Source organism: Streptomyces sp. NPDC047853 (genome assembly GCF_043204535.1).
Lineage (GTDB): Bacteria > Actinomycetota > Actinomycetes > Streptomycetales > Streptomycetaceae > Streptomyces.
This window is the reverse complement of the sequence record NZ_JBIDCI010000003.1, coordinates 305,158-323,964: the sequence shown is the minus strand read 5'-3', so window position 1 is coordinate 323,964 and position 18,807 is coordinate 305,158. Positions and strand designations below refer to the sequence as shown.

Sequence of the window (18,807 nt, the reverse complement as noted above, 5' to 3'; positions counted from 1 at the left end):
AGCGCGTCATGGACACTTCTGGCATCGGCCGCCGTATCGCCTACTGGCGTGATCGACGCGGCTTCACCCAGACCGACTTCGGACAGCTCATGGGCCAGACGAAGCGTTGGGTGCAGGACATCGAAGGCGGCAAGCGACAGCAGGATCCCCGCCTGTCGGTATTGATGCGCGCGGCAGACGTCCTCCGCATCTCCCTGGAGCAGTTGTTGACCGACAGTCGACCCGAGCCGTCCGCCGACAGCTCCCCTCCCGCCGACGTTCTCGGTGTCTTCGACGCCCTGTACAAGAACTCCGACTCCACCCATCCGCCCGTCCTGGCCGTAATCCAGCGACGGCTGGGCTACTGCTGCGAAGCGTTCCAGGCATGCCACTACGCCACGCTCGCGCGCGAGCTGCCGCCACTGATCGTCGGGGCCGAGCAGGCAGCACACAGTGCTCCCGTCGGCGCGCAGTCCGAGGCTCATGCAGTGCTCTCCCGCGTCTATCAGCTGGTGGCGTCATATCTGCACAAGTACGGGCACCCGACTGCGGTCCAGGCTTCCCTCGCCGCGGACCGAGCGCTCACCGCAGCAGAACGATCCGGTGACCCGGTCCAGCTAGGGGCCGCAGCCCGGCGGGTGGTGAAGAGCCTGGTATACCAGCAGCGGGCGGAGACGGCTGCCGAGTTCGCGACGGTCACCGCCCGGCGTCTCGCCGACGGACTGACCGAGCGTGGGCCGCTGGGGCTGTCGACCCTCGGCATGCTGTATCTGTCAGCAGCCCTGGCGGCATCCTCACAAGAGCGCACCACCGCACGCGTACGGGCGGCCACCGTCTTCGTCGACGAGGCCGCAGACGTCGCCGAGCAGCAGGGCACGGACCTCAACATGGACTGGACCATGTTCGGCCCGACCAACGTCGGACTGCACCGCGTGGACATGCTGGTCCGTTTCGAGAACGGCTGGTCGGCGCTGGAAGCCGCCGACAGCATCGTCCCGGAGGCCCTGGCCAGGATGACCCGGGAACGCCGGGCCGGGCACTGTGTGGCGATGGCACGCGCTTCGCTCTTGACAAGGCGCAAGGACAATGCGGCAGCAGCGCTACTTGCGGCGGAGAAGCTGGCACCCGAAGAGGTGCGGGGCAGGCCGGACACGGTGGACCTGGTCAAGGACGTCGTCGGCGCAACCGCGCGACCCGGTGGCCAGTTGCGTGCACTGGCTGAGCGCTGTGGACTGCGCGCATGACGAAGCCGGTTCTGTATCTGATCGCCTGTGCGGCGGGTCCCACCCAGTACATCGACGACGGCGTGCGCGCCGCCCGGGCGGACGGCTGGGACGTGTGCCTGATCCTCACGCCGTCCGCCGTGCACTGGTGGGAGCCTCGTTTGCAGGAACTCGTCGACCTCACGGGGCACCCGGTGCGATCGCAGTACAAGCTGCCTTGGGAAAAAGACCAGTTGCCCAAGGCGGACGCGATGCTGGTGGCCCCGATGTCGTGCACCACGCTGAACAAGTGGGGGGCCGGGATCAGCGACACCCTGGCGATCGGCATCCCCTCTGAGGCGGTCAACATGGGCGTGCCGGTGGTTGCGATGCCCTACTTCAACCAGGCACAAGGCGCGCAGCCGGCAGTGGCGCGATCGGTCGCCACGCTCCGCGCTCAAGGCGTTCTCGTCCTCGACGGCCCGGACGGGTACGAATCGCACCCTCCGAAGCAGGGGGACCCGAAGGCATATCCCTGGGGGAAGGCACTCGCCGGCGTGCGATGCCGGACCGACGCCTGAACCCGGACACGGCGTCAGGCTCCACGGCCGACCACAACTGCCCCCTGACTCGACTATCGCGCCGACAGGTTTCCAGGAGGGCACATCCAGGGCACATGAGCCTGGTAAAAGACGCCGACCAGTGAGAACTACCGAGAGTAGTTCTCGCTGTTCAGCGCCCATATCGCCGGGAAACACCAGGTCAGCGCCCCGCCACTCCCATTCGCTGCACAAGTGGCAGGACGTCTCATATCGGCCGCACGAGGCGGCACACGGGCCGTACTGCTCGGTGTGGCCCTGAGCTGGGGTTTCCCCTGGCTGGGCGGGTCCTGCCCCAGATACGGCGGCAACAGCCCGAGGCAAGCACCGCCAGCGCTTACTCCCCGCGGTAGCGGTCGGCCCCATCGCTCCCTGGCCGGCGAGGCCCGGCCTGGGCGGAGTTCACGTACGGCAACACGGCGCCAGCCGGACAACGTACTCCGCCAAGCCGTCGCCTCGGCGGTACCGGTCAAGGACCACGGGCAGTCCCGGCCGTGGCCCGCGCCGCCTGTTCCGGTCGCCGCTCACAGCAGGAGGTCGAAGACGGCTCGGGCCTCGTCCCAGTGCTGGGTCTGGGGGTTCTTCAGGTCGGGGTGGAGGATCTTGAAGCTCTGGCCAAGGGCGAGGCTGAGGCCGCCCACGATGTCGGGATAGGCCGCCTCGGTCTCCTCATCGGGCGTGCGGTCCAGAGCGGGATGGGTGGCGAGCTGCTCCAGGATCGGTTTGATCTCCACCTCCTGATCGATCTTCCGGAAGCGGTGAATGCTCTCCTGCAAGCCCTTCGTGATCGGCAGGTCACAGGTACGGATGATGTCGCGCCCGTTGGCCTTGGCCGTGGCCTGGGCGACGGTCAGCAGATCGTAGAGCTTGGCGTCGACGAAGTCGCTGTAGCGCTTGAGATCGTTCTTGTCGACGTTCAGCCCTGCGGCCGCGCGAAAGAACCTCTCGAATCTGGCGATGGACATCACTGTCATGACGCAACCTCCGGCTGCGGGGGACGGCTGATTCCCGGCCCGTGGGCTGTCCAGCCAGCCTGGCCGACGGGAGCGCGTGAACGCATGCGCATGCCGGGCCGAATCAGGCTCGTTGTCTCGCCCTGCCAGGTCCATGCCTCCCGATCGCCGGGGTTGTCGGACGGACGTGCGGGGCGGGAGAGCCGGGTGGGCAGCAGCCGGGGCCGGCTGACGCGGTTCATCCCGCCCACCAGCCGTTACGACACCGGGCGGGGTCCAGCGCTGTCGCCTGCGCAGGCCGGTCGTACGGCCGGCAGGAGCAGGCGGCGTCGGCGTTACCCCGGACGCGTCTGCGGGAACTTGGGGTCGCGGGGCGGCCGACGAGGAGGTTCCTGTCATGCGGGTGTCGTCTCACGGCGTTACGGTCGTGGCTCTTCTGGCGGATCCGTACACGCCGACGGAGATCGCGCAGCGCATGGCCCGGACACTTTCCACTCGGCTCGCCGACAAGGCGGGCCAGGGGCGGCGTTTCGTCGTCGAGGTGGTCAGTGAGCCGTTCACCTCGGGGACGGAGGACCCGCCCACCTTGATGCGCCGGATCATGGACCGCGGGAGTGCGGAGGACTGGGACATCGTCGTGGCCCTCACCGACCTTCCGCTGCACGCCCACGGTCGCAGGCTCGCTGTGGATCTGAATCACGAGCACGGCTTGGCGCTGCTCTCTCTTCCTTCGCTGGGGGGCCTGCGGCTGCATTCGAGGGCCCGGCGGGCCGTCGAAGAAGCCGTGCTCGGCCTGGCGGGTCCCCAGACCACGGCGGTCGAAGGACTTCCGCTAGGTCAGCCGTCCCCGCCTCCAGACGATCGTCTCGAGCCTGTTCATCCGGGCCCGATCGGTGAGACGGAAGCCGACGATCTCCGGTACGTCGTCAGCGGACCGCGTGGTTACCTGCGGGTACTCGTCGGTATGGTCCGCGCCAACCGGCCGTGGCGGTTGGTGACGGGCTTGTCGAAAGCCCTGGCCGCCGCACTCGCCACCGGGGCCATCGCCACCCTCGACTCCACCACCTGGAGCCTTGCCGAGGCCCTGAGCGCACCGCGCCTCGTGATCGCCATGGTCGGGTCCGTCGGGCTCATGATCGGCTGGCTGATCGTGGACGGAGAACTGTGGCATCGATCAACAGAAGGCTCACCGGAGGCGAGGCAGAGGGCCAGGCTCTACAACGCCTCGACGGTCGTGACCGTGGGTATCGGGGCTCTCGTCTGCTACGTGGGTCTGATGGCCATCAACTTGGTGTGGGCCCTGTTCATCCTCAACGACCAGGTGTTCGCTTCCATGACGCGATCCCCGCTGCACGCCACGGAGTACCTGACGCTGTCCTGGTTCGTCGCGTCGGTCGCCACCGTGGGGGGCGCGCTGGGATCGGGCTTGGAGAGCGACGAGGCCATCCGTGCAGCCGCCTACTCCAAGCGCGAACAGGAACGTCGCCACAGGCTCCAGGGCGCCCACGATGACTAGCCGGGGTCCGAGTCGGACATACGTCGCCGACCGGTGGTCGTTCTTGGGCCCTGCGGCAGTCTCGCCCGCCCGGGTGGTCCACCTCGACCAAGCCGTCGAGCCCCGGCAGGGCGTTCCGGCCGGGCTCACGCCGTGAGGTGGCTTCGGACCTTCGGGGAGGTCGCGCGATCCGGGCTCACGATCGAGGAGACCCGGCTGGAGCCTCTGCTCGCGCTGCGCACGGCTGCGGGGGTGGCGCTGGTCGTCGGGCCCGCGCTGTGGCTGGTCTCGCCCGCGTTCGCCGCGTCCGCCGCCCTCGGGGCCTTCTCCGCGGGTACGGCCACCTTCCAGCGCACCTGGCGTCCGCGCAAGGTGATCGCGCTCGGCGCGGGGGCGGGCCTGGCGCTGAGTACCTTCGTGGGCTACCTGGCGGCGGGGCGGCTCGCGACTTTCCTCCCGCTGCTGGCCGTATGGGCCTTTGCCGCAGGGATGGCGTGGGCCCTCGGATCGACCGCTGGGATCGTCGCGGCGACGACGGTCGGCAGCATGTTGGTGACCGTCACCCTGCCCACGAGCGTCGGGCTCGCCCTGGAACACGCCGGCGTCATCGCGCTCGGAGGCGTGGCGCAGGCCGTGTTGATCCTGCTGTTCCCGATCCGGCGGTGGGGGGCGCATCGCGACGCGCTCGCCGACGCGCTGGCCGCCGTGGCCGACTATGCCCGTCGGCTGCATGACGACCCGGCTGCCCCGTTCGACCCGGAGCCCCTGATGACGGCCCGGGACGCGGCCGCCGTGACGCCGTCGCAGGCCCGCACCCGGCCCCCCGTCCTCCACGGCCCCCGGGGCCTCGCCGAGCGCATCGTGCCGGTCGTCGCCGCGCTCGCCGACCCGGACGTCGGCGCCCCGGCGGAGGGACCCGGGCGGGACCGCGTACGGGAGATGCTCAATGCGGCCGCCGAGGTGCTGGACGCGGCCGCGCGTTCGATCCGCCGCGGCACTTCCATCGAGGTTCCGCCCCGCAGCGCGGACGTCCTGAGCCTCGACGGGCAGGGCGAGGTGCGGGAGGGCCATGCCCGGCAGGCCGGGCAGGGCGAGGTGCTGGAGGGCCATGCCCGGCAGGCCGCCGAAGAGCTCGTGAAGCTGCTCGCCGAGACGTTGGAGGTCGCCGGGGGCGTTGGCGCGCACGAGAAGGCGCCTGCGTCATCCGGTCCCGCGAGCGCTCAGTTCCTGGTGCGCCCGACCTTGTTCCGGCTGCTCCCGGTTGTCGTCCGGGCGGTCCGCCGTGAGCTGCGCCGCGACTCACCCGTGTTCCGGCACGCCGTCCGCCTGGCGGCGGTGGCCACGCTCGGCTATCTCATCGCTTCCCCGCTGCCGGTGGGCCACGGGTATTGGGCGCCCATCGCCTCGGTCATGGTCATGCGGCCGGACTTCCACCGGACGTACGCCCGTGCGGTGGGCCGCCTCGCCGGCACCCTGGCGGGCGTGGCCCTCGCCACCGGGATGGTGCGGGCCCTTGGCCCGGACGCCCATGTGTTCGGCGCGCTCGCGGTGGTATCGGCGGCCCTGTCGTACACGCTGCTCCGTACCGGCTACGCGTATTCCCAGTGCTTCACCGCCGCGTACGTCGTCTTCCTGCTCGGCATGGGGGGCCACGCGTGGGAGCAGACGGTCCCGGAGCGGGTGGTGCTCACCCTGCTCGGCGGGGCCCTGGCGATGCTGGCGTACGTGGTGTTCCCCGCGTGGGAGACTCCCCGGCTCCCGGGTCGGCTCGCGGACTGGCTCGCCGCAAACGGCCGCTACGCGGCCGCGGTGCTCCGCGGCTACGCCGAACCGACCCGGGAGCATCGCGCCGACATGCGCGGGGCCCTGCTGGCGAGCCGGGAGGCACGTGCCGCCTGGCAGGAAGCCTATGACCAGGCGAGGCAAGAACCCGTCCGCCCCAGGGGCCTGACATCCCGCGAGGCGGAGGAGGCGCAGGAGGCGCTCAAGGGGTTCGACCGAGCGACGATGCTCATGGAGAGCCACCTCCCGGGGGCCGACAGTCGTCCTGCCCCCGAGGTGGAGAGGTTCGCCGAGGCTCTGGAAGCGAATACCGCCCAGGCGGCAGAAGACATGCGCGAGCACAGGAACCCGGACTGGGGGCGCGTGGCGGAGGTGCTCGACACCTGGGAGGGTGCCGCCGGGGACCGCAGCCCGGTCCTGCGACGCGGTGCGGAACTGCAGAAGAAGGCCCTGGACAACCTCGCGACAGCCGTGAGCCGCACACCCCTGGAGCGGGACGTCGGCTCTGCTCGCGAGGAGCAACGGGTGCGGGCGGCTCTGGCTTCGGAGGGTGACGGATCAACGCCCGCTCGCGGGGGTGGGTGAGGGTTTCGGCGTCGAGGAGCGCGGCGTCTCCCGAGTCAGCCGGCTCCGCCCAGCACGATCTTCCATACGCGGGTCGCCACCTGGAGGTTGAGCCGGTCCTCGACGTTCGCGAGGTCGTTGCCGCTGATGTCACGGATTCGCTGCAGCCGATAGCGCAGCGTGCTTCGGTGGATCGCGAGGGACGCGGCGGTCTCGTCGTAGTTGCCGCCGCAGTCGAAGTACCGGGTCAGGGTGTCCACCATGGTCGCGTGGTGCCGGGAGTCGTAGTCGATGAGCTGCCCGATCCACTCGTGGACGAACGCCTCCAACTGCTGGTAGTCGTTGCCGGGGCCGAGGATGCGGTAGAGGCCGAGCTCGTCGAAGAACGTCGTGCCGTGGCCCTCGCGGGAGTGGCGGCGCACCTCCAGGGCACGCTGCGCCTCCTGGTAACCCCGGGGGATGCCGTTCGGGGAGTCGCACGGGGCGCTCACCCCGATGACCCCTGAACGGGTCCCCGTCTCCACGGCGAGCGCCTCGTACAGCGCGCGGGCGCGCGGTCTGGCGTCGGCGACCAGGACCACCTGATCGGAGCGCCGGGTCAGCAGCGAGCGCATGCCCTGGGCGGTGGCCGCCCGGCCCACGGTCTCCGCGAAGGAGTCGTCCACGGTGCGCTTCGACCACTGCACCACGACGATGTAGTGGCTGCGGTGCAGGTCGTGGCCGATCGCCTCGGACCGGGCGTAGGCGCTCGCCGTGTCCGTCCCGGCCAGGAGGTCGTCGGCCAGCTCGCGGCGCAGTCCCAGCTCGACTTCGGCAAGATTGCGCAGGTGCGCCAGCTCAAGGGCGAGTGACGTGGCGGCGTGTTCCAGCGCGAGCACGGTGTGCTCGTCCGCCTCGCCTCCGGCATCGATCAGGGCGAGCACGCCCAGGATCTCGCCGTGCGGGCGGACCAGCGTGAGCAGCCGGTCCTCTATCCGTACCGGCCCGGCCTCCCGTGCGACGGCGTGCAGCATCTCGTCCTGACGCACGGGGTCCGGTTCCGGATAGGGGTCGGGCCGGCTGGGGCCGCTCCAGGACCTCAACCGGCCGAAACGGTCCTCGACCAGCGCGGGGAGTCCGGTGAGACCGTGGAGTGCCCGCGTGACGGCTTCCTCTCCGCCGCCCGCGGCGGCGACGTCGGTGATGAGCGTGTGAACGGCCCGCTGGTACCGCTGCTCGGCCACGACCGAGATGAGCTGTCGCTGAAGGGCGGTGCGTTCCTCCCTCACCCGGTGGAGCTCCACCGCCTGGTCACGCAGGCGGCGGTGTGCAAAAGCGAGCGAGAGAGCGGCGGCGGTGTGCCGGACGAGCGTGGCCAGCAGGAATCGTTCTGCCTCGGTGGGCTCGGAATCGGACGTCACCACAAGGTAACCGTGGAGTCGCTCCAGCCCGTGCAGCCCGAGGGCGCGGCCCCAGGGCCTGTCGGGTACGGTCACCGGCCCGTCCTGGCCGGCCAGCTCCCGCACTCTCTGGTCCACCGCCGAGGCGTGATTCCGTCCGTTGGCCGGAGCCGGAAACAGATCACCACCCCTTTCGACGAATCCGGCCTCGGCTCTGTAGGCCCCTACGGCCTCCACGTGGGCCATGGCCAGCCCGAGGATCTCAGCTTCGTCCAGGGTGTCGAGCAGAGCGTAGGAGAGCGCCGCCAGGTCGTTGAGGGCACGGTCGAACTGGCCGGCCGATGGTGGCCGGCCCGTCGCCGGGGCGGCCGCGGGAGCCAGCCCGGCGCCGCCCCGTGGGAGATCGTTCTCCCGGTCGGGGCCGCTGGAGTACGGATCCTGCACCCGGCTGCCGGCCATGGGATGGCTCCGTCCGCCCGAGCCGTCGGTGGACGAGCTGACGGGTACCCGTCCACAAGCCGACTCATTCGAGATACACGACTTGCACCGTCTTGTGCCGACGGTGCGAACGGCCGCGGGCAATCTCGACTCGCCAGGAGCAGGCGTGCTCCTTCTCGTCTCACCACCCTGGGGTGTGTCCGAGAACCTCCGTCCACACCGGCGGCAAGAGCTGGGCGATGCCCGAGGAGCCCGCCCTGCAGGCCAGGAGGTTCCGGTCGTAAGTGAACCCACGCGATCCGGAGAGTCGGCGCGGGCCGCCAGAGCAGGAGGAGATCCTCATGGCCAAGGCAGTGGGCATCGATCTGGGCACCACCAACTCGGTGATCGCCGTGTGGGAGGGCGGCGAGCCGTCCGTCGTGCCCAACAACGAGGGCAACCGCACCACACCATCCGTGGTGGCCTTCACGGACAGCGGTGAGCGCCTGGTGGGCCAGCTGGCCCGTCGCCAGGCGATTCTCAACCCCAAAGGCACCATCTACTCGGCCAAGAGGTTCATCGGCCGGCACTTCGACGAGATCTCGGACGAGGCCAGAGCGGTGGCGTACGACGTCGTCGAGGGCGACGGCGGGGCGGCCCGCTTCAAGGTGGGCGACAAGCTGTACGCGCCTGAGGAGATCAGCGCGCAGGTGCTGCGCAAACTCGCCGACGACGCTTCCAAGCAGCTGGGCGAGCGGGTGACGGAGGCGGTCATCACGGTGCCGGCCTACTTCAACGACGCGCAGCGCACCGCCACCAAGGACGCCGGACGGATCGCCGGACTGGAGGTGCTGCGGATCATCAACGAGCCGACGGCGGCCGCCCTCGCGTACGGCATGGACAAGAAGCAGCACGAGACGGTGCTGGTCTTCGACCTGGGCGGCGGCACCTTCGACGTGAGCATTCTCGACGTGGGCGACGGCGTGGTGGAGGTACGGTCCACCGCCGGCGACAGCCACCTGGGCGGTGACGACTTCGACCGGCGTCTGGTGGATCACCTCGCGGACGACTTCCAGAAGGAGAACGGCGTCGATCTGCGCAAGGACCCGCAGGCGCTGCAGCGGCTTTTCGAGGCGGCGGAGAAGGCCAAGACCGAGCTGAGTTCGGTGACGCAGACGCAGGTCAGCCTGCCGTTCATCACCGCCGACGCCTCGGGTCCCAAGCACCTCACCGACTCGGTGATGCGCTCCACGTTCGAGCAGATCACCAGCGACCTGGTGGAGCGGTGCCTGGGGCCCGTCCAGCAGGCCATGGCCGATGCCAAGGTCGGCGAGAGCGACATCGACGAGGTCATCCTCGTCGGCGGTTCCACCCGTATCCCCGCCGTCCAGTCGCTCGTGCGCCGGCTGACCGGCGGCAAGGATCCCAACATGAGCGTCAACCCCGACGAGGTCGTGGCCCTGGGCGCCGCGATCCAGGCCGGGGTGCTCAAGGGCGAGGTCAAGGACGTCCTGCTGCTCGACGTCACGCCCCTGTCGCTCGGGGTGGAGACACGTGGCGGCGTGATGACGAAGATCATCGAACGGAACACCACCATCCCGGTACGCCGCAGCGAGACCTTCTCCACCGCCGAGGACAACCAGCCGGCCGTCGACGTGGTGGTCCTCCAGGGCGAGCGCGAGCGGGCCGCCGACAACCGGGTGCTGGGCCGGTTCCAGCTCACCGACATCCGGCAGGCGCCGCGGGGCGAACCGCAGATCGAGGTCACCTTCGACATCGACGCCAACGGCATCCTCGAGGTCAAGGCCCGCGACCGGGACACCGGCAAGGAACAGGGCATCACCATCAGCGAGAGTTCGAACCTGGACCGCAGTGAGGTCGAACGGATGGTCCAGGAAGCCGAGCGCAACCAGGGCGAGGACCAGGCACTCCGCGAAGCCGTCGACGCCCGCAACGAGCTGGACGCCGTCGCCTACCAGGTCGAGAAGCGCCTCGCCGAACTGGGCGACACCGCCCCGGCGCACGAGAAGGCACGCGCCGAGATGCTCGTGTCCGACGCTCGGGCGGCGGTCAAGGAAGAGGCGGGCGTGGAGCGCGTACGGCCGCTGACCTCCGAACTCCAGCAGGTGCTGGCCGGGCTGACGGCTGCCCAGCAGAGCGCCACCGCCGCGGGCGGGCCCGGCCAAGACACCGCCGACGGTGGTCCCGCCGGTGGCGGTGACGACGACGTCATCGACGCCGAGTTCGACAAGGACTGAGGCACGCCATGCCCACCCACCCGAACGAACCCGACCGCGCCGCGTCGGACCCGGCCGAGCCGGCGCCGGAAGCCGAACGTCCGCCTCACGGGGATGTGCCGCGACCGGACCCGCCACCGCCTGGACCGGAAGCAGCGCACGACGAATCGGAACCCGACACCGCCGGCCCCGAGCCCGCCGACGACGAATATGCGACCGCGGTCCAGGAACTCGAAGACCGCTGGCGGCGCGCGCTCGCCGACCTCGACAACCTCCGCAAGCGCCACGCCAGGGAGCTGGAACGGGAACGGGCCGCGGAACGGTCCCGCACCGCAGCGGCTATCCTCCCCGTCATCGACAACCTCGAACTCGCCCTGAACCACGCCGGTACCGCCCCCGGCGCGATCGTGGAGGGCATCCGGGCGGTCCGGGACCAGGCGGTGAACGTCCTCGAACTGCTGGGCTACCCGCGGCACGCGGAGATCGGTGTCGCCTTCGACCCGGCCCGGCACGAGGTCGTCGGCGTCGTCCAGGACCCCGACGCCGCACCGGGCACCGTCGTCGAGGTGCTGCGCCCCGGCTACGGCGACGGTGAGACGCAGCTCAGGCCCGCCGCCGTGACGGTCGCGAAGCGGGAGTGACGGGTCATGGCACGGGACTTCTACGAGGTGCTGGGCGTGTCGCGGACCGCGAGCCAGGACGAGATCCAGCAGGCCTACCGCAAGCTCGCCCGCAGGTACCACCCCGACGTCAACAAGGATCCGGGAGCGGAGGAACGCTTCAAGGACCTCAACGAGGCGTACAGCGTCCTCTCGGATCCGAAGACCCGGGCCCGGTACGACCGCTTCGGCGAGGACTTCCGCAAGATCCCCGAAGACTTCGACGAACGGGTCGCGGCCGGAGCGGGTGGCGGGTTCCGCGCCCGGGGGCCCGCGGGCACGGGCGGCCCCCGCGTCCGGTACGCCACCGGCTTCGGCGACGACTTCGCGGGGGAGGGTGTCGACATCGAGGATCTGCTCGGTTCGCTTTTCGGCGCGGGCGCGGCCCCCGGCGGTGTACCGGGAGCCGACCAGGAGGCCGAGCTGCCGCTCACCGTCGAGGAGGCGTACAGGGGCGGCCGCCGCACCGTCACGCTCGCCGGCCCCGGCGGGCAGCCGCGGCGGTACGACGTCGACGTGCCGCCGGGCGTCACCGACGGGCAGCGTATCCGGCTGGCGGGTGAGGGCGGCCGGGGCAGTGGCGACGCCCCGGGGGGCGACCTGTACCTGAGGGTGCGTGTCCAGCCCCATCCCCGGTTCCGGCTGGAAGGCCGCGACGTGTACGTGCAGCTCCCGGTGGCCCCGTGGGAGGCGGCGCTGGGCGCGACCGTGCCGGTGCCCACCCCCGGCGGTGGCACGGCCAAGGTCACGGTGCCCGCGGGCTCGTCCAGCGGCCGGCGGCTGCGACTGCGCGGCGAGGGCATGCCCAATCCGCGCGGCGCCGGCGGTGACCTCTACGCCGAAGTCCGTGTCATGGTGCCGTCCACCCTCGGCGACCGGGAGCGCGAACTGTTCGAGGAGCTCGCCGCCACCTCTTCCTTCGACCCCAGGAGGACACGATGAAAGACCGACCCGAGAGAGCGGCAGGCCCCGTCCGGACCGGGCTGGGCGACCGCCCGGCCCGGACGCCCGCCGACGTGACCGCCTCCACGGCCGTCCGGTTCGCACTCGTGCCCGCACCGAGGCTCTCCTTGGACGCCGTGGCCCGCCGCTCGGGCCTCCACCCCGATCTCGTCCGCCGGTTCGTCGCCCTGGGACTGGTCGACGCCGAACGCGACGCCGCGGGACAGCTGGTGTTCGATCCCACCGCCCCGGCGGTACTCGCCCGCATCCAGCGGCTGCGCGCCGGACTCTGCCTCAACTACGCGGCCATCGGCCTGGTGCTCGACCTGCTCGACCGCATCAGCCTGCTCGAGTCCGCCCTACGCGTCCGCGGCACGAGGAGTGAAACACCCCCATGGACATGAACCGTCTCACCCAGAAATCCCAGGAAGCCCTCCAGGAGGCCCAGACCGCGGCCGCCCGCATGGGACAGACCGAGGTCGACGGGGAACACCTGCTGCTCGCGCTTCTCGACCAGGAGGACGGTCTGATCCCGCGGTTGCTGCAGCAGGCCGGCGCCGAGCCGAAGGAACTGCGCGAGGCCGTGCGCGACGAACTCTCCCGCCGCCCGCGGGTCACCGGCCCCGGCGCGGCACCCGGCCAGGTCTTCGTCACTCAGCGCCTCGCCGGCCTGCTCGACACCGCCGAACAGGAGGCCAAGCGCCTCAAGGACGAGTACGTGTCCGTGGAACACCTCCTGCTCGCCCTGGCCGGGGAGGGCTCCTCGACCGCCGCCGGACGACTGCTCGGCCGGGCCGGCATCACGACGGACTCGTTCCTGGGCGCGCTCACCCAGGTACGCGGCAACCAGCGCGTCACCTCCGCCAACCCGGAAGTGGCCTACGAAGCCCTGGAGAAGTACGGCCGCGACCTCGTGGCCGAGGCCAGGGACGGCAGGCTCGACCCGGTCATCGGCCGGGACTCCGAGATCCGCCGCGTCACCCAGATACTCAGCCGCAAGTCCAAGAACAACCCCGTCCTGATCGGCGACCCCGGCGTCGGCAAGACCGCCATCGTCGAAGGACTCGCCCAGCGCATCGTCCGCGGGGACGTACCCGAAGGACTCCGCGACAAGATCGTCTTCGCCCTCGACATGGGCTCCCTGGTCGCCGGCGCCAAGTACCGCGGCGAGTTCGAGGAACGCCTGAAGGCCGTGCTCAGCGAGGTCAAGGCCGCCGAAGGAAACATCCTGCTCTTCGTCGACGAACTGCACACCGTCGTCGGCGCCGGCGCCGCCGAAGGGGCCATGGACGCGGGCAACATGCTCAAGCCGATGCTCGCCCGCGGCGAACTGCACATGATCGGCGCGACCACACTCGACGAGTACCGCCGGCACATCGAGAAGGACGCCGCCCTCGAACGCCGCTTCCAGCAGGTCCTGGTGGACGAACCCAGCGTCGAGGACACCATCTCCATCCTGCGCGGACTACGGGAACGCCTGGAGGTCTTCCACGGCGTCAAGATCCAAGACACCGCGCTTGTCTCCGCGGCCACCCTGAGCCACCGATACATCACCGACCGGTTCCTGCCCGACAAGGCCATCGACCTCGTCGACGAGGCATGCGCCCGGCTGCGTACCGAGATCGACTCGATGCCCGCCGAACTCGACGAGATCACCCGCCGGGTCACCCGTCTGGAGATCGAGGAGGCAGCCCTGTCCAAGGAGACCGACCCCGCCAGCGAAGCCCGCCTGGAGGAACTGCGCAGGGAGCTGGCCGACCTGCGCGGCGAGGCCGACGCCAAGCACGCCCAGTGGGAGGCCGAACGGCAGGCGATCCGCCGCGTGCAGGAACTGCGCCAGGAGCTGGAGCAGGTCCGCCACGAGGCGGAGGAGGCCGAACGCGCCTACGACCTCAACCGCGCCGCCGAACTCCGCTACGGACGCCTCCAGGACCTGGAGCGCCGGCTCGCCGCCGAGGAGGAGCAGCTGGCCTCCAAGCAAGGGGAGAACCGGCTGCTGCGCGAGGTCGTCACCGAGGAGGAGATCGCCGAGATCGTCGCCGCCTGGACCGGCATCCCCGTCGCCCGTCTCCAGGAGGGAGAACGGGAGAAACTGCTGCGTCTCGACGAGATCCTGCGCGAGCGCGTCATCGGCCAGGACGAGGCCGTCAAGCTCGTCGCCGACGCCATCATCCGCGCCCGCTCCGGCATCCGCGACCCGCGCCGCCCCATCGGGTCGTTCGTCTTCCTCGGCCCCACCGGCGTGGGGAAGACCGAGCTGGCCAAGACCCTCGCCCGGGCCCTGTTCGACTCCGAGGAGAACATGGTCCGCCTCGACATGAGCGAGTACCAGGAACGGCACACCGTCAGCCGGCTCATGGGCGCACCGCCCGGATACGTCGGATACGAGGAGGGCGGCCAGCTCACCGAGGCCGTACGCCGCAAGCCGTACTCCGTTGTGCTGTTCGACGAGATCGAGAAGGCGCACACCGATGTCTTCAACACGCTGCTGCAGGTCCTCGACGACGGCCGCATCACCGACGCCCAGGGCCGTACCGTCGACTTCCGCAACACCGTGATCATCATGACGTCCAACATCGGCTCCGAGCACCTCCTGGACGGCGTCACGGCCGAGGGCGAGATCAAGCCGGACGCCCGCGCCCTGGTCATGGGCGAACTGCGCGGGCACTTCCGCCCGGAGTTCCTCAACCGCGTGGACGACATCGTGCTGTTCAAGCCGCTCGGCGAGCGCCAGATCGAGCGGATCGTGGAGCTGCAGTTCGACGAACTGCGACAGCGACTCGCCGAGCGCCGCATCGAGGTCGAACTCACCGATCAGGCGCGTGAGGCGATCGCCCATCAGGGCTACGACCCGGTGTACGGGGCGCGCCCGCTGCGGCGTTACATCTCCCACGAGGTGGAGACACTGGTCGGGCGCGCCCTTCTGCGCGGCGACGTCCAGGACGGCGCGACGGTCCGCGTGGACACCGAGAACGGAGAGCTGGTGGTCACCTACGACCAGCGGGAGGCCGCCGCCCGGGAAGCGAGGGCCGCGTGAACACCAGCCGGACCACGACGGTGACCTGCCCGCACTGCGAGCGCGAGAACCGGATTCCCGTCACCGCCGAGGGACGCCCCAGGTGCGGTCACTGCAAGCAGTACCTGCCCTGGATCGTCGACGCGGGCGACGGCGACTTCCGCGAGGTCGTCGAGCAGGCCACGGTGCCCGTCGTCGTCGATCTCTGGGCGACCTGGTGCGGCCCCTGCCGCATGGTCAGCCCCGCCCTCGAACAAGTGGCTCGCGACCTTGCCGGACGGATCAAGCTCGTCAAGGTCGACGTCGACAAGAACCCACTGCTCAGCCAACGGTTCGAGGTGCAGGCGGTGCCCACACTGCTTGTCCTGGACCGGGGCGAGACGGTCGCCCGGCAGGCCGGCGCGGCACCCGCGCACGTCCTGCGGGACTGGGTCGAACAGGCCATGGCAGGCCGACCGGACCGACGAGAAAGCGGAGGTGATCGGTGATGAACATGCCCGTCCGCAGCCACCGCGGTGGCGCGACAGCAGAGCGGCCTCTCGGGTGGGCCCGTAATCCACTGACGGAATTCGACGAACTGCTCAACCAGATGAGCGGACTGCTCGAATCGACGGTGGGCGGGGCGGCCGCGCCCGCAGCCGCCTGGACCCCCCTCGCGGACGTCACGGAGACCGATGACGCCTTCGAGGTCGAGATCGAACTTCCTGGCGTCAAGAGCAAGGACATCCACGTCGAGGCCAACGGACAGGAACTGGTGGTCACCGGAGAGATCAAGGAAAGGGAGCGTAGCGGCGTCCTGCGCCGCCGCGCCCGCCGAACCGGTGCCTTCGAGTACCGGCTGCGGCTGCCGGGCGAGGTGGACACCGAAAAGGTCACAGCGGAGATGTCGGCAGGTGTACTCACGGTCACCGTCCCCAAGGCGGAGGTCGCCAAGCCCCGTCACATCCAGATCACCGAGAGCGGCGAGAGCGGCGATCGCTGACCCGGGAGCCCGGCGGTGCGGGACCGCGGTCCGGCACCGCCGGCCCGCCGGGAGCGAAGGGAGCCCGGTCATGACCGAAACAGGATTCTCCTCTTTCGACACCATGGTGGACAAGGCGAACCGGCTCCTCAGGGAGATCGAGGAAGCCAACGGCTGGCCCAAAGAGCGCCGTAAGCAGTCGTACGCCGCACTGCGCGCCGTCCTGCACCGGCTACGGGACCGCCTCTCCGTCGACGGGGCCGCGCACTTCGGGGCACAGCTACCCACTTTGATCCGAGGCGTCTACTACGACGGCTGGAAGCCGTCCGAGACACCGGTGAAACTCAGCGGCGAGGAGTTCCTCCAGCGCGTCCGGGACGAGTTTCCCTACGCGGTCGACGGTGGCGTCGAACGAGTCGTGCACACCGTGCTGGAGGTTCTGGAACGCCACGTGAGCGAAGGCGAGTGGAACCACCTCAAGTCCGGACTGCCGAAGTCACTGGCCTCCGTGCTGCCGTAGACGCTCGGCGCGCTGCCGCGCACAGCTGCGAAGCGGCCCCTGTCCAGGAAGGAGCACCCCCTCATGGTTACGATCCCCGACCCGCACCTGGCGATGGTGCGTCCCGTGAGTCCGCGTACCCCGGAAGGATGCGAGGAGTGCCTCAGGGTCCACTCCCCGTGGGTGCACCTGCGGCTCTGCCTCACCTGCGGGCACGTCGGCTGCTGCGACTCCTCGCCCCTCAAGCACGCCAGTCGCCACGCGGCCGGCGTCGGTCACCCCGTCGTGCAGTCCTTCGAGCCCGGGGAGAACTGGCGCTGGTGCTACGTCCACGAGGCGATGGTCTGATGAGCAGCGCCGAGCACGGGCAGGGTGGCCCCCGCGAGACACCGGACCAGTACGGGGCGTTCCCGCGCCTCTCACCGGAGCAGCTCCAGGTCCTGACCCCGCACGGGGAGCGCCGCAGGACGGCCGAGAACGAGGTGCTGTACCGCGAGGGTGAGCCGTTCCGGGAGTTCCTCGCGATCCTCAGCGGGACCGTCGAGATCGTCCACGACCACGGCGGACCCGAGGAGCGCACGGTGGCGGTCCACGGACCCGGCCGCTTCCTGGGCGAACTCGGATTGCTGGAGGGCCAGGCGGCCTTCGACACCGCCGTGGTGCGTGAGCCGGGCGAGATCCTGGCCGTACCGGTGGACCGGCAACGCGCCCTGGTCGGCCGCGATCCCGTCCTCGGTGACCTGATTCTCCGCGCATACCTGGGCCGCAGACATCTGCTCATCGGCCTCGGCGCGGGCTTCCGGATCCTGGGATCGTGCTATTCACCGGACACGTTGCGGCTGCGTGAGTTCGCCGCCCGCAACAGGCTGCCCCACCGCTGGGTGGATCTGGAGAAGGACAGGGAAGCGGAGGCGCTGCTGCGTCGGTTCGCGATCCGATCCGAGGAGACTCCGGTGGTCCTCTGGAAGGGCGACCAGGTGCTGCGCAACCCGAGCAACGCCGAACTCGCCCGGATCATCGGGCTGCCCGCCCCCTCGCCGGAGACAGGGCGGTACGACGTGATGGTGGTCGGTGCAGGTCCCGCGGGACTCGCCGCCGCCGTGTACGGCGCCTCCGACGGCCTCACCACCGCCGTCGTCGATGCTGTGGCCACCGGTGGCCAGGCCGGTACCTCGTCCCGCATCGAGAACTACCTCGGCTTCCCGTCGGGCATCTCCGGGGGCGAACTCATCGAACGCGCGGTGCTCCAGGCCCGCAAGTTCGACGCCCGCCTCATGGTGCCCGCCAAGGTCACCGGGCTCACTCCTCAGAACGACGAGTACGTCGTCACCTTCGCCGACGGGTCGAGGGCTCGCGCGAACGCCGTGGTGCTCGCTTCGGGCGTCTGGTACCGCAGACTCGAGGTGCCCGGCATCGACCGTCTGGAGGGCATCAGTGTCTACTACGCGGCGACCGTCCACGAGGCCGGCCTCTGCCGGGCCGATCCGGTCGCGGTGGTCGGCGGCGGGAACTCCGCCGGACAGGCGGCGCTGTTCCTCGCGAACCACGCGTCCAGGGTCCAGCTCCTCGTCCGGGGCGACGACCTCAACGCGGACATGTCGCGCTACCTCGTCGACCAAGTGGAACGGCACCCGAAGATCGAGGTACTGCTGCACACCGAGGTCCGACGCGTCTTCGGGTCGGAAAAGCTGGAAGCTCTGCTGGTGGAGGACAACACGAGCGGCCGACGGCGAGAACTGCAAGCCGCGGCGCTGTTCGTGTTCATCGGAGCCCGGCCGCGCACGGAATGGCTCAGGGATGTGCTGGCTCTGGACGAGAAGGGTTTCGTCCTCACCGGCGCCGACGCCCAGCCGTTGGCCGATCCGGCCCGGTGGGCTGTTCTCGGCCGTGGTCCGTTGCCATTGGAGACCACCCTTCCCGGCGTCTTCGCCGCCGGCGACGTCAGAAGCGGTTCGGTCAAGCGGGTGGCCGCGGCGGCCGGTGAGGGTGCGATGTCGATCCATCTGGTGCACGAGCACCGCGAGCAGACGGGCAACCTGGTCCGTGCCGCGGGCCCGGAGGGGCGTCGGCCGGTGAGGAGTTCGGTACCCGCGGCCGACTGACATCTGCGCTGGTCTGCTGAC

The 18,807-nt window shown here is 70.3% G+C and carries 16 protein-coding genes; 14 read left to right on the top strand and 2 right to left on the bottom strand.

Annotation, left to right across the window (positions count from 1 at the left end; all coding sequences use genetic code 11):
- Positions 1 to 8: 8 nt before the first annotated feature.
- Entirely contained in the window at positions 9 to 1,223 is a 1,215-nt protein-coding gene (locus ACGF5T_RS08370; RefSeq protein WP_366766656.1) for a helix-turn-helix transcriptional regulator, read from the top strand.
- Complete coding sequence (locus ACGF5T_RS08365) at positions 1,220 to 1,762, top strand: flavoprotein (RefSeq protein ID WP_366766657.1); 543 nt, start codon at positions 1,220 to 1,222, stop codon at positions 1,760 to 1,762. The genes ACGF5T_RS08370 and ACGF5T_RS08365 overlap by 4 nt, the downstream gene beginning before the upstream one ends.
- Before the next feature lie 542 nt (positions 1,763 to 2,304).
- Here ACGF5T_RS08365 and ACGF5T_RS08360 read toward each other — a convergent pair.
- The gene (locus ACGF5T_RS08360) at positions 2,305 to 2,754 is read right to left on the bottom strand and encodes a DUF1931 family protein (protein ID WP_087808829.1); all 450 of its coding nucleotides are present in this window, start codon (positions 2,752 to 2,754) and stop codon (positions 2,305 to 2,307) included.
- Between the two features lie 376 nt (positions 2,755 to 3,130).
- Between ACGF5T_RS08360 and ACGF5T_RS08355 the strand changes: the two genes are divergently transcribed.
- Positions 3,131 to 4,249: a hypothetical protein gene (locus ACGF5T_RS08355; protein WP_366766658.1), complete on the top strand. Its 1,119-nt coding sequence runs from the start codon at positions 3,131 to 3,133 to the stop codon at positions 4,247 to 4,249.
- Between the two features lie 132 nt (positions 4,250 to 4,381).
- Complete coding sequence (locus ACGF5T_RS08350) at positions 4,382 to 6,595, top strand: FUSC family protein (protein ID WP_366766659.1); 2,214 nt, start codon at positions 4,382 to 4,384, stop codon at positions 6,593 to 6,595.
- A 35-nt stretch (positions 6,596 to 6,630) separates the two neighbouring features.
- Here the strand turns inward: ACGF5T_RS08350 and ACGF5T_RS08345 are convergent, their stop codons facing one another.
- Positions 6,631 to 8,412, bottom strand: a complete 1,782-nt coding sequence (locus tag ACGF5T_RS08345) for a helix-turn-helix domain-containing protein (RefSeq protein WP_366766660.1) — start codon at positions 8,410 to 8,412, stop codon at positions 6,631 to 6,633.
- Between the two features lie 320 nt (positions 8,413 to 8,732).
- Here ACGF5T_RS08345 and dnaK point away from each other — a divergent pair, with 320 nt between their 5' ends.
- The 10 genes from dnaK to ACGF5T_RS08295 all read left to right on the top strand — a co-directional run bounded on the left by dnaK (position 8,733) and on the right by ACGF5T_RS08295 (position 18,786).
- On the top strand, positions 8,733 to 10,628 hold the full coding sequence (gene dnaK, locus ACGF5T_RS08340; RefSeq protein WP_366766661.1) for a molecular chaperone DnaK: 1,896 nt from the start codon (positions 8,733 to 8,735) through the stop codon (positions 10,626 to 10,628).
- Positions 10,629 to 10,636: 8 nt separating this feature from the next.
- On the top strand, positions 10,637 to 11,248 hold the full coding sequence (locus tag ACGF5T_RS08335) for a nucleotide exchange factor GrpE (protein ID WP_366766662.1): 612 nt from the start codon (positions 10,637 to 10,639) through the stop codon (positions 11,246 to 11,248).
- A gap of 6 nt (positions 11,249 to 11,254) precedes the next feature.
- Positions 11,255 to 12,208, top strand: coding sequence for a J domain-containing protein (locus ACGF5T_RS08330; RefSeq protein ID WP_366766663.1), 954 nt, complete (start codon positions 11,255 to 11,257; stop codon positions 12,206 to 12,208).
- Positions 12,205 to 12,612 carry a chaperone modulator CbpM gene (locus ACGF5T_RS08325; protein ID WP_366766664.1) on the top strand — a complete coding sequence of 136 codons (408 nt, stop codon included), beginning with the start codon at positions 12,205 to 12,207 and terminating at the stop codon, positions 12,610 to 12,612. The genes ACGF5T_RS08330 and ACGF5T_RS08325 overlap by 4 nt, the downstream gene beginning before the upstream one ends.
- A complete protein-coding gene (gene clpB / locus ACGF5T_RS08320; protein ID WP_366766665.1) occupies positions 12,603 to 15,245 on the top strand; it encodes an ATP-dependent chaperone ClpB in 2,643 nt (880 codons plus the stop codon). Before ACGF5T_RS08325 ends, clpB begins: the two co-directional genes overlap by 10 nt.
- Positions 15,242 to 15,712: a thioredoxin gene (gene trxA / locus ACGF5T_RS08315; protein WP_366766666.1), complete on the top strand. Its 471-nt coding sequence runs from the start codon at positions 15,242 to 15,244 to the stop codon at positions 15,710 to 15,712. The genes clpB and trxA overlap by 4 nt, the downstream gene beginning before the upstream one ends.
- A complete protein-coding gene (locus ACGF5T_RS08310; protein ID WP_366766667.1) occupies positions 15,712 to 16,206 on the top strand; it encodes an Hsp20/alpha crystallin family protein in 495 nt (164 codons plus the stop codon). The genes trxA and ACGF5T_RS08310 overlap by 1 nt, the downstream gene beginning before the upstream one ends.
- Positions 16,207 to 16,276: 70 nt before the next feature.
- Complete coding sequence (locus ACGF5T_RS08305; RefSeq protein WP_087808818.1) at positions 16,277 to 16,705, top strand: DUF2267 domain-containing protein; 429 nt, start codon at positions 16,277 to 16,279, stop codon at positions 16,703 to 16,705.
- A 63-nt stretch (positions 16,706 to 16,768) separates the two neighbouring features.
- The gene (locus tag ACGF5T_RS08300; RefSeq protein WP_087808817.1) at positions 16,769 to 17,032 is read left to right on the top strand and encodes a UBP-type zinc finger domain-containing protein; all 264 of its coding nucleotides are present in this window, start codon (positions 16,769 to 16,771) and stop codon (positions 17,030 to 17,032) included.
- Positions 17,032 to 18,786 (top strand): FAD-dependent oxidoreductase, encoded by a 1,755-nt coding sequence (locus ACGF5T_RS08295; RefSeq protein ID WP_366766668.1) that lies wholly within the window; start codon positions 17,032 to 17,034, stop codon positions 18,784 to 18,786. Before ACGF5T_RS08300 ends, ACGF5T_RS08295 begins: the two co-directional genes overlap by 1 nt.
- The last annotated feature ends 21 nt before the right edge of the window (positions 18,787 to 18,807 follow it).